The sequence below is a fragment of the Pseudomonas sp. SWRI179 genome (assembly GCF_014268705.1).
Lineage (GTDB): Bacteria > Pseudomonadota > Gammaproteobacteria > Pseudomonadales > Pseudomonadaceae > Aquipseudomonas > Aquipseudomonas zanjanensis.
On the sequence record NZ_JABWRA010000098.1, the window covers coordinates 1 to 9,534 of the forward strand.

The 9,534-nt window shown below is 61.1% G+C and carries 9 protein-coding genes; 5 read left to right on the forward strand and 4 right to left on the reverse strand.

Annotation, left to right across the window (positions count from 1 at the left end; translation table 11 throughout):
• Positions 1 to 155: 155 nt before the first annotated feature.
• The gene (locus HU767_RS28085) at positions 156 to 1,193 is read right to left on the reverse strand and encodes a patatin-like phospholipase family protein (RefSeq protein ID WP_186710805.1); all 1,038 of its coding nucleotides are present in this window, start codon (positions 1,191 to 1,193) and stop codon (positions 156 to 158) included.
• Between the two features lie 208 nt (positions 1,194 to 1,401).
• Between HU767_RS28085 and HU767_RS28090 the strand changes: the two genes are divergently transcribed.
• From HU767_RS28090 to HU767_RS28100, 3 genes are all read left to right on the forward strand, one after another.
• Positions 1,402 to 1,692 (forward strand): hypothetical protein, encoded by a 291-nt coding sequence (locus HU767_RS28090; RefSeq protein ID WP_014337256.1) that lies wholly within the window; start codon positions 1,402 to 1,404, stop codon positions 1,690 to 1,692.
• Positions 1,693 to 1,784: 92 nt separating this feature from the next.
• Positions 1,785 to 2,540: a CHAD domain-containing protein gene (locus HU767_RS28095; protein WP_186731066.1), complete on the forward strand. Its 756-nt coding sequence runs from the start codon at positions 1,785 to 1,787 to the stop codon at positions 2,538 to 2,540.
• 237 nt (positions 2,541 to 2,777) lie between these two features.
• Positions 2,778 to 3,575 carry an acyl-CoA thioesterase domain-containing protein gene (locus tag HU767_RS28100; RefSeq protein WP_186731067.1) on the forward strand — a complete coding sequence of 266 codons (798 nt, stop codon included), beginning with the start codon at positions 2,778 to 2,780 and terminating at the stop codon, positions 3,573 to 3,575.
• Positions 3,576 to 3,587: 12 nt separating this feature from the next.
• On the opposite strand, the gene HU767_RS28105 is transcribed toward HU767_RS28100, so the two are convergent.
• The 3 genes from HU767_RS28105 to HU767_RS28115 form a co-directional block, all read right to left on the reverse strand.
• Entirely contained in the window at positions 3,588 to 3,962 is a 375-nt protein-coding gene (locus HU767_RS28105) for a terminase (protein ID WP_186710811.1), read from the reverse strand.
• A 336-nt stretch (positions 3,963 to 4,298) separates the two neighbouring features.
• Positions 4,299 to 5,780 carry a methyl-accepting chemotaxis protein gene (locus tag HU767_RS28110; RefSeq protein ID WP_186731068.1) on the reverse strand — a complete coding sequence of 494 codons (1,482 nt, stop codon included), beginning with the start codon at positions 5,778 to 5,780 and terminating at the stop codon, positions 4,299 to 4,301.
• Between the two features lie 243 nt (positions 5,781 to 6,023).
• Positions 6,024 to 6,833: a TatD family hydrolase gene (locus tag HU767_RS28115; RefSeq protein ID WP_186731069.1), complete on the reverse strand. Its 810-nt coding sequence runs from the start codon at positions 6,831 to 6,833 to the stop codon at positions 6,024 to 6,026.
• 236 nt (positions 6,834 to 7,069) lie between these two features.
• On the opposite strand from HU767_RS28115, the gene HU767_RS28120 reads away from it, so the two are divergent.
• The gene (locus tag HU767_RS28120; RefSeq protein WP_186710828.1) at positions 7,070 to 8,491 is read left to right on the forward strand and encodes a transglycosylase SLT domain-containing protein; all 1,422 of its coding nucleotides are present in this window, start codon (positions 7,070 to 7,072) and stop codon (positions 8,489 to 8,491) included.
• Positions 8,492 to 8,591: 100 nt separating this feature from the next.
• Positions 8,592 to 9,026, forward strand: a complete 435-nt coding sequence (locus HU767_RS28125; protein WP_186710836.1) for a DoxX family protein — start codon at positions 8,592 to 8,594, stop codon at positions 9,024 to 9,026.
• The last annotated feature ends 508 nt before the right edge of the window (positions 9,027 to 9,534 follow it).

The window sequence follows — 9,534 nt, forward strand, 5'->3', positions numbered from 1 at the left end:
GGTATCGGTTGTTGGGGGAGGGTGGGCTTTAATCTTGTGTTGTCTGATCCGCCGCCTTCGCGAGCAAGCCCGCTCCCACATAGGATCTGCGGTGACACAGCCCCTGTGGGAGCGGGCTTGCTCGCGAAGAGGCCCTGACAGCCACTCGAGATCGCTCAGTTCTGCTCACGCTCATACCGATCCAGGGTATCGCTGGCAATCTCCCGCCCCAGGGCGATCAATTCCGGCGCCTTGTAGAACTCGAAAAACCGGCACACCCGCTTAGGCACGTTGATCAGCACATCTGGCGGGTAACCGGCGATCTTGTACTGGGCCAGGGAGGTCTGCATCACTTCGAAGCTCTGGTTGATCAAGTCCAGCAACGAGGCTGGGCCGACGTTATCGATGATGAATGAACCGGTGGCGGATTTCGGCGCGCCTTCATTCTCCGGCGCGGCAGCCGGTTGTTGGCCTTCGGGCTCGGCCGAGTCGATCCATGGATTGATGTCGGCCGCCTCGGCCTTCAAGGCTTCCTGCTCCAGCAGCAACAGTTGTTCGGCCTGCTTGCGGCGAAACGGCAGGCGCGAACCCAGTGAGCTGACCAGGGTATCGAAGCGGCGCCGGAACGCGGCGGGGCGCGGAATCACCGGTAATCGATACTGTTTCTGGTTGGTGGCGTTGAGGTTGACGGCGATGATCAGGTCGCAGTGGCTCGACACCACCGGCACAATCGGCAACGGATTGAGCAGACCACCGTCCACCAACATGCGGTTGCCTTGCATCACGGGCGTGAACAGGCTGGGAATCGCCGCCGAGGCGCGCATTGCCTGGTGCAGGCAACCTTCCTGGAACCAGATTTCCTGCTGGTTGGTCAGGTCGGTGGCCACGGCGGTGTAGGGAATGCGCAGGTCCTCGATATTGATGTCGCCGACGATCTTGTGGATCTGTCCGAAAACTTTCTCACCGCGAATCGCCCCCAGGCGAAAGCTGACGTCCACCAGCCGCAGGACATCCAGGTAGTCGAGGCTTTCGATCCAGTCGCGGTAATCCTTGAGCTTGCCCGCGGCATAGATCCCGCCGACGACAGCGCCCATGGAACAACCGGCGATGCAGGCAATGTCGTAGCCACGCCGTTCGATTTCTTCGATCACCCCGATATGGGCATAGCCCCGGGCCCCACCCGAACCCAATACCAATGCGACACGTTTTGTCATGACCCGGCCTCTTGTCGAACAGACTTCAACAATGCACTCATCGACGGCTCGGCTCAATCATTGTGGCGCACGCGTCGTTATTTGATACGCCAGCGCGGCATTTGCGTATTCTTCCCCACACTGGAATTTACCCGGTCGGGCCTTGGCACTTTTTGCCGGTGCGACCGTCTTACCAGCACGACTGTTTTCCTGACTTGAGGTGTAATCGATGAAAGCCCGGATCTGCTTGCCCCTGGTGGCATCCCTGATGGTTCTGGCCCTGGCTGGTTGCGCAGGCAAAACCGCTTACCGTGACAGCTGTGGCAGCCAACTCGACAGCGCCTGGCGTGAACTGGACCTGGCCAAGGCCGAAGGTTTTGCCGGCACCGTCAGCTACTCCAAGGCCTTGTCCCTGCTGACCGGCGCCAAGACCCAGCAGCAATTCGAAGCGTTCGAAGGCTGCGCCAAGAAAGCCGAGAAGGCGCGTTTCTACATCCGCGAATCCCGCGCGGGACGATAAAAACAGCTACAAGTTATAAGTAAGGAACGTGCGACGCGCTCCTTACTTGCGGCTTGAGGCTCCCGACTTGAAGCTGCGTACGGAGTACGCCCATGATCGATCGGCTGGTGGCCCGCATATTGGGCCTGGAAGTCCGGCTGCTGGCCTGTCAGGCCCGCTTGAATGCCCACACCGACAGCGAAGCCCTGCATGACCTGCGCACCACGGTACGCCGTTTGCGCAGCTTGTTGCGTCCGCTGCGTGGATTGCCCGGCGTTGAACAACTGGAAACGGCGGCTTCGGCGGTCGGTACGTTGACCACCCCGTTGCGTGACCGCGAAGTGTTGGCGGCTTACCTTGAGCAACACGGCCAGACCGCGGCGGCGCGGCGACGCCAGGTGCAAATGGCCGATGCCTATCCCGCCGTGGCCGCCAGTGTCGAGCTGGCCCAATTGCTGATGATCCTCGATGCGTTCCCGCGCTTCATTCGCGCCGCCCAGCGTGAGGGGTTGCTGAAGGGTTTGCGCAAACGCATCGAAAAGCGCCTGGACAAGCAATGGAAGAAACTCGACGAAGCCCTGCGCGATCCGGCCCATGACCGCCACCGTTTGCGCCTGTTGATCAAGCGCGTGCGCTACGCCATCGAAGCCTACCCTGAACTCGACCGTCTGCCCGAAGCGGCCATGCCCCGGCTCAAATCCGCCCAGGGCGCGCTGGGCGACTGGCATGATTGCTGGCAATGGCTGGCCAGGGCCAAGGAAGAAACCGATCTGCACGCTTGCGTGCCGACCTGGCACGCCACGATGGAAAAGGCCGAGGCCAAGTCCGACAAGGTGCTCGACAAGTTGATTGCCAGTTGCTTTGAATAATCCTGAACCCTGTACATGCCTCTGTGGGAGCGGGCTTGCTCGCGAAGGCGATAGATCAGTTCATACAGTTGTGACTGACCCACCGCCTTCGCGAGCAAGCCCGCTCCCACAGTTGATTGGGGGTGAATTCAAAAATGGCGGCTTTTCTGTCAGTCTCTTTGGCCGGAATGAGCCCTGTGCCGCCCGTCCGGGCTGGTTAAGATGCCTTCATCCTTTTCCCCTGTTTTCGAGGTCGTCATGCGCTTTTCCGAGTTGATCGATGCCGTGCGCCGGCAGCCAGGCGCGGTGACCATCGCGCCAGAATGGGGCCAGGGTCGGGCCAGTTTTGGCGGGTTGGTGGCGGCGCTGCAATATGAGGCGATGCGTGCCCGAGTGCCGGCCGATCGCCCGGTGCGTTCGCTGGCGATCACCTTCGTCGGCCCGGTCGAGCCCGACGTGCCGGTGAGTTTTGAAGTCGATGTGTTGCGTGAAGGCAAGGCGGTGAGCCAGGTGTTGGGGCGGGCGGTGCAGAACGGCCAGGTGGTGACCGTGGTGCAAGGCAGCTTTGGCGCCTCGCGCTCGTCCGTGGTGGCGGTGCAGGCCGACCCCGCGCCGGATTTCAAAAGCGTGGAGCAATGCCAGGAACTGCCTTACGTCAAGGGCATGACCCCGGAATTCATGCGGCACCTGGCGATGCGTTGGAGCGTCGGCGGCTTGCCGTTCAGCGGCAATAAATCGCGGAGCATGGGCGGCTGGGTGCGCTTGCGCGGTGAAGTGCAGGAGGAGCCGCTTAACGAAAGCCATATCCTGGCCTTGGTGGACGCCTGGCCGCCGGCGTTGTTGCCGCACCTCTCGCAAATGGCCCCCGGCAGTACGCTCACCTGGACCATCGAGTTCGTCCAGCCGTTGCTGGAGCTCACGACGCTGGACTGGTGCAAATACCTGGCCGAGATCGAGCATGCCCAGGACGGCTACGGCCATGTCGCCGCGAAGTTCTGGAGCGCCGATGGCCGCTTGATCGCCCTGAGCCGGCAGACCGTAACGGTCTTTGGTTAACGCTTTCCTCGGTTAAGGCTTGCGGTTGTGACGGTGGCGATCGCGCCAGGCGCGCCACCAGCCACCGCTGAGAAAGAACCGCGGAAACGTCAGGAACTGCTCCACCAACAGGCGTGAGACTGCATCCTTGCGGTCGCTGAACGGTTCGGAAACCTGGGCCTCCAGGCTGTGGCCGTGGCGCTGCAAGCCCAACGCCGCGAGCAGGCCGATGACACCGATGGCGACATCGCCCAGGCTCAAGCTGAACACCCCCGACACAATCAGCAGAAACGCGATGATGAACAGCGGCACGGCAATCAGGTGCAACACCAGGTTGGTGGGGTGGCGATGATTGTCGGGGTAGGCGCGCCATTGCCAGGCCGGAAGGTTGGGGTGACGTTTGCCCATGATGCTATTCCCTGAACGAAACCGAATAACCCAAGGATAGGTCCGGGCGGGCGGTGCGGCGAATGGCGGTTGGCTATCGAAGCGATAGGTGGCCATACAGTTTTGCTGTTGTGGCAAGGAACCGCTGTTGTGCAAGGAACTGCTTTGTGGCGAGGAACCGCTGTTGTGGCGAGGGAGCTTGCTCCCGCTGGGCCGCGAAGCGGACCCAAACTGCAAGCCCGGTATGTCTCAGGCTGACGAGGTTCGGCTTCTTGGGGGCGCTACGCGCCCCAGCGGGAGCAAGCTCCCTCGCCACAGGAGTCACAGGAGCCACAGAAGCCACAGGCAAGCCAGTTTCTACAGTTTCAGCTGCCCGATCGCCTTGCTCAACTCCCCCGCCAACGTTGCCAGTTCGTCACTGGTGGTGGCTGAATCCACGGTCTGGCGCACGGTATTTTCGGTCACGTCGCGAATGCTCACCACCGCCCGGTTCATTTCTTCGGCGACGTGGCTTTGCTGCTCGGCCGCGACAGCAATCTGGGTATTGCTCTCGCGCATCTGCGCCACCGCTGCGGTGATCTGCGCCAACGCATCGCCGGCCTCGCGGGCCTGTTGTACACAGTCGTCGGCCTTGAGCGAACTCTCCTGCATGAAGTCCACCGCGTCCCGGGTTCCGGCTTGCAGGGCCGAGACCATGGTGGTGATTTCGTCCGTGGACGTCTGGACCCGCTTGGCCAGATTGCGCACCTCGTCGGCCACCACCGCAAACCCCCTGCCCATTTCCCCAGCCCGCGCTGCTTCGATGGCCGCGTTCAGGGCCAGCAGGTTGGTTTGTTCGGCGATGCTGTGGATCACATTGACCACGCCGTTGATCTTCTGGCTGTCTTCGGCCAGGCGTTGGATCATCTCGGCGGTCTGCTGCACGCCCGAAGACAACCCGGTGATCGACTGCTGCACCCGGCCGACCACTTCGTGGCCATTGCCGGCCAGGGTGTCGGCGGTTTTCGACAGGTCGCGGGTGGCGCCGGCGTGCTGGGCGATGTGATAAACCGTGGCGGACATTTCGTTGATCGCCGTAGCCGCCTGATCGGTTTCGCTTTGCTGGCCGAGCATGCCGTGGCGTACCTCGTTCATGCTCGACGCCAGGCGCGCCGCACCACTGTCCAACTGCCGGGCGGTGCTGGCAACGGTGTCGACCACCCGTTGATAGCCGGCTTGCATGGCATTGAATGCCGCCGCCATCTGGCCCACTTCATCCTTGCAGGCCAGGGGCACGCGGGCGGACAAGTCGCCGGTTTTTTCCACGTGCAGCATCACATCCTTGAGCGTATTGAGCTGGCTGAGCAAAAAGCGGATCAACAGTTGCGACGCGCCCAACATCGCCAGCATCAACACGAACACCGCCACGGCGTATTGGCTGAAGCGTTCACCGAACACTTGGCTCAGGCTTGCACCATGGGCCAACACCGCGAGTTGCTGGCCGTCACCTCGACGGATCACCTGGGCACCCAGCAGCGGATTGTCGCCCAACAGCGGCCCGGCATCGAATTCGACCCAGCCCTCGGCCTGCACCAGCGAAGGCAACGGTTGCTCATTGAACACCGGGATCTGCCCGCGCTGGAATGCCAAAAGGTTGTTGGCTTTGGGCACGGGTTGTCCAGTAGGCCAGGCGTCGAGCACCTGTGCCTGGGCCCGGGCGTTCGCCTGGGCCGCGTGGTTGCGGGCTTGCTGTTCGAGGTGCACGGCGTAGAGCACCAGCAGCAACGTGGTGATAAAGGCGACTGCATTGACCGCCCAGAATTTGTATTTCAACGAGATATTGCTAAGCCAGGCACCCATGGAAGGTTTTCTCTGATAGCGGAAACAGCATTGGCAAGGTGCCATTATTGTGCCGCTACTCAGGAGGCTGGGTTTTGATGTGGGTCAACGGACAGCTGAGGTGCCGGGGATTTTGATATGGACTAACAGACAACCGGATCTCTTGTGGGAGCGGGCTTGCTCGCGAATGCGTTGGATCAGTCACAACTGTATTTGCTGATCCACCGCATTCGCGAGCAAGCCCGCTCCCACAGGGGGGTGGGTTCATTCGGAAAGAGTGGGCAACCCAAAGAACGCCCGGGCGCAAGCGGTGCTGTGGTCGGCCAGGTCTTCCTGGGTTTCCCCCCTGTGCAAGGCCACTTCGCGCAGGACTTCCGTCAGGTAGGCCGGCTCGTTGCGCCCGTTCTTGGGTTTGGGCCGCAGCGTGCGGGGCAGCAGGTAGGGCGCGTCGCTTTCAAGCATCAGCCGACCGCGGGGTATTTCACGTACTAATGGGTGCAGGTGCGTGCCCCGGCGTTCGTCGCAAATCCAGCCCGTGATGCCGATGTGCAGGTCCAGGTCGAGGTAGCTGAACAGCGCCTTTTTTTCACCGGTGAAGCAATGCACCACGGCCGCCGGCAACTGATCGCGAAAATCCCGGAGGATGTCCAGCAAGCGCTGGTCGGCGTCGCGCTCATGGAGGAAGACCGGCAGTTGCAACTGGACTGCCAGGGCGAGGTGCTCCTCCAAGACTTTTTCCTGCTGGGGCCGAGGAGAGAAGTCCCGGTTGAAATCCAGTCCGCATTCGCCCACCGCACGCACGCGGCTGTGCATCAGCAGGTCCTTGAGGTGCCGGGCGCTGTCGGCGGTCCACTCGCTGGCGCTGTGGGGGTGAATGCCAGCGGTGGAAAACAGCCGCTGCCCGGTGTCGTCGAGCTGTTGACACAGTTCCAGGGCCTGTTCGCTGCCCTCGAGGCTGGTGCCGGTCAGAACCAATTGGCAGACCCCGGATTCATAGGCGCGCTCAAGTACCGCCTGGTGTTTGTCGGCGAAACTGGGGTTGGTCAGGTTGACGCCGATATCGATGAGTTGCATGGTGCTACCTCGGCCCAAAGGCCGGAAAGCATATCAGAGCTGTAGATTTATAAGAAAAGCCAAGAACTACAACGAGTTGAGGCTGTCTGTTAAGGCCGCGAGACACATTGGGTTGGTATAAAGGCCATCGCTGTGCCAGTCTTCCGCACTTTTTCGGCGTCTCAGACGCTCTGTTTCCGTCGACTCAGCCTCGTTTTTCAAGGGAGGCGGTCGGCGGTATTCCTTCCGGAGAGTGGATGACACGTCCCCAGGCGTTGCTACTGTTGTGTTGTTCGCTGCTGTTGCCGATGCCGGCCGAAGCGCGGCTGCCTGGCCCAGTGCAGGCGGTGGCGCCGGGCACGGTGCGCGACTTGGCGCAAATCCGTAGCAGCCGAGTGTTGAAGGTGCTGGTCAATCAGAGTCGCAACAGCTCCGGTGAAGTCCAGGGCCAACCCATTGGCGTCGAATACCACCGGCTGCGCGCTTTCGAGCAATACCTCAATGGCCACGCACTGGATGGCCAGGAAATCACTCTCAAGATCATCCCCAAGGCCAAGGACCAATTGCTCGGTGCCTTGCAGCGTGGGGAGGGCGACCTCGTCGCGCCGGGTGAGTTGCTTGAGCCCCAGGCCGGCCATGCCGTCAGTGCCAGCAATCCGATCCGTACCGACGTGCCTTTGCTGCTGGTGGGCATCAAGGGTGAGAAGCGCTACACGCGCGTGGAGCAACTGTCCGGCAAGACCCTGGCCCTGCCCAACGGCAGCGCGGCGGGGGACGCCGTGAGCCAGATCAACCAGAAGCTGGCGCTGCTCAAGCTGCCGCCGGTGAAGATCGAATGGGTCGATCCCTCCCTGGCTGTGGAGGATGTCCTGGAGATGGTTCAGGGTGGGATTTTCCATTTGACCATCGTCGAGCAGCCCATCGCCGAGCGCTGGGGCAAGATCCTGCCCAAGCTGCGCTTCGACCGTCAGGTGCTGATTGGCGAGCCGGGTGACGAATACTGGTTCGTTCGCCGTGACGCCGCCATGCTGCGGGCGAGCATCGACCGATTCCTGGTGACCTACAAGGTGCCCTCTAATCAAGACGCGGCATTCCTGCGTATCTATCGGCGTTTGTACCAAGTCCACTATCCGCTGGCCCGGGCCAATCGCCAGCGCCTGGAAAAGCTGCGCCCGGTGCTGCAAAAACATGCCGATGCCCAGGGCATGGACTGGCTCAACCTGGCGGCCCTGGCCTTCAAGGAATCCGCCCTGCAACCCAACGCCCGCAGCGGCTCAGGCCCCACCGGCCTGATGCAGATCACCCCGGCGGCGGCCCAGCGCGTCGGGGTCGATAACATCCAGAACCTGGACGCCAATGTGCAAGCCGGCGCCAAGTACCTGGCCCTCATCCGCCGCAAGTTCTTCGCCAGCCCCAAGCTCAACGAGCGCGAACGCATGGCCTTTGTCCTGGCGGCCTACAACATGGGCCCCGAACGCGTCCAAGGTATGCGCGCCGAGGCTCGGCGACGGGGACTGAACCCCAACCAATGGTTTTTCCAAGTCGAGCGCATTGCCATGGAGCAGGTGGGAATGGGCGCCGTCAGCTATGTTAATAGTGTGAATAAGTACTACCTGGCGTTTGATCGTGAACGGGAGTCCTTGGAACCGAAGGAGCAAAAGGTTGCATTGCGTAAGTGATCGAATAAATTGATTGATATAACGGATTATTTCCGCTTTTAACATGAATTTTATTGATTAATATAGCGGCCAACTCTCCACTACCCCAAGGAATAACCTTATGAGCACATTCATCAACAAAGTCCTGTTCACCCGCGCCGGCTACGGCTTGACTGTGCTGCGCATCGTCGTCGGCGTCATCTTTGCCGCCCACGGTTCGCAGAAACTCTTCGGTCTGTTCGGTGGCTACGGCCTGGCAGGCACGGCGCAGTGGATGGAAAGCATCGGCCTGACCCCGGGTTATGTGATGGCGACACTGGCGGGCGGCACGGAGTTTTTTGCCGGCCTGGCGTTGATCATCGGTCTGCTGGCCCGTCCTGCGGCGTTGGGCCTGGCGTTTGTGTCGCTGGTGGCGATTTTCTCGGTGCACATCGGTAACGGCTTGTTCATGGCCAACAACGGTTATGAGTTTGCCCTGGCGTTGCTGGGGGGCAGTATCGCCGTGTTGATCGAAGGGGCGGGCAAGTTGTCGGTCGATCGTGCCGTTGCGGGTTGATTGCTCGATTTGAATTCGAGGCCCGTCTTGTACGTAATGCTGTTCACTTAGGAAAACGGCGCTTCTTCCAGAAATGGGAAGCGCCGTTTTTTTTGCGGCTTTTTGGAAAAATCTACTCGCCTTTTCCCGGATGGATCGTGTGTATATCCGTTGCTGCGGTAACGACGGCTTAGGGTTTCGCCCTTACGGCGGGTCACTGTTGAGAAGCGTGTAGCGTTTTTCCTGTGGGAGCGAGCCTGCTCGCGAAGGCGGTGGCTCAGTCGGCGAAATGTTGGATGTGCAGGCCTCATCGCGAGCAGGCTCGCTCCCACAGGGGTTCTGTGTCGGACATGAATTTTGTGTTCACCGGAGATCCAGTGTGGGAGCTTGCTCGCGATAGCGGTGGCTCAGCCACATAGATGCCGGCATGTGCCCCGTTCTTGCTCTTGCTCTTGCTCTTGCTCTTGCTCTTGCTCTTGCTCTTGCTCTTGCTCTTGCTCTTGCTCTTGCTCTTGCTCTTGCTCTTGCT

What these genes read in the sequence shown, in the direction of transcription:
- HU767_RS28085 (WP_186710805.1), bottom strand. Translation starts at nt 1,193, where the DNA reads ATGACAAAACGTGTCGCATTGGTATTGGGTTCGGGTGGGGCCCGGGGC.
- HU767_RS28090 (WP_014337256.1), top strand. Translation starts at nt 1,402, where the DNA reads ATGAAAGCCCGGATCTGCTTGCCCCTGGTGGCATCCCTGATGGTTCTG.
- HU767_RS28095 (WP_186731066.1), top strand. Translation starts at nt 1,785, where the DNA reads ATGATCGATCGGCTGGTGGCCCGCATATTGGGCCTGGAAGTCCGGCTG.
- HU767_RS28100 (WP_186731067.1), top strand. Translation starts at nt 2,778, where the DNA reads ATGCGCTTTTCCGAGTTGATCGATGCCGTGCGCCGGCAGCCAGGCGCG.
- HU767_RS28105 (WP_186710811.1), bottom strand. Translation starts at nt 3,962, where the DNA reads ATGGGCAAACGTCACCCCAACCTTCCGGCCTGGCAATGGCGCGCCTAC.
- HU767_RS28110 (WP_186731068.1), bottom strand. Translation starts at nt 5,780, where the DNA reads ATGGGTGCCTGGCTTAGCAATATCTCGTTGAAATACAAATTCTGGGCG.
- HU767_RS28115 (WP_186731069.1), bottom strand. Translation starts at nt 6,833, where the DNA reads ATGCAACTCATCGATATCGGCGTCAACCTGACCAACCCCAGTTTCGCC.
- HU767_RS28120 (WP_186710828.1), top strand. Translation starts at nt 7,070, where the DNA reads ATGACACGTCCCCAGGCGTTGCTACTGTTGTGTTGTTCGCTGCTGTTG.
- HU767_RS28125 (WP_186710836.1), top strand. Translation starts at nt 8,592, where the DNA reads ATGAGCACATTCATCAACAAAGTCCTGTTCACCCGCGCCGGCTACGGC.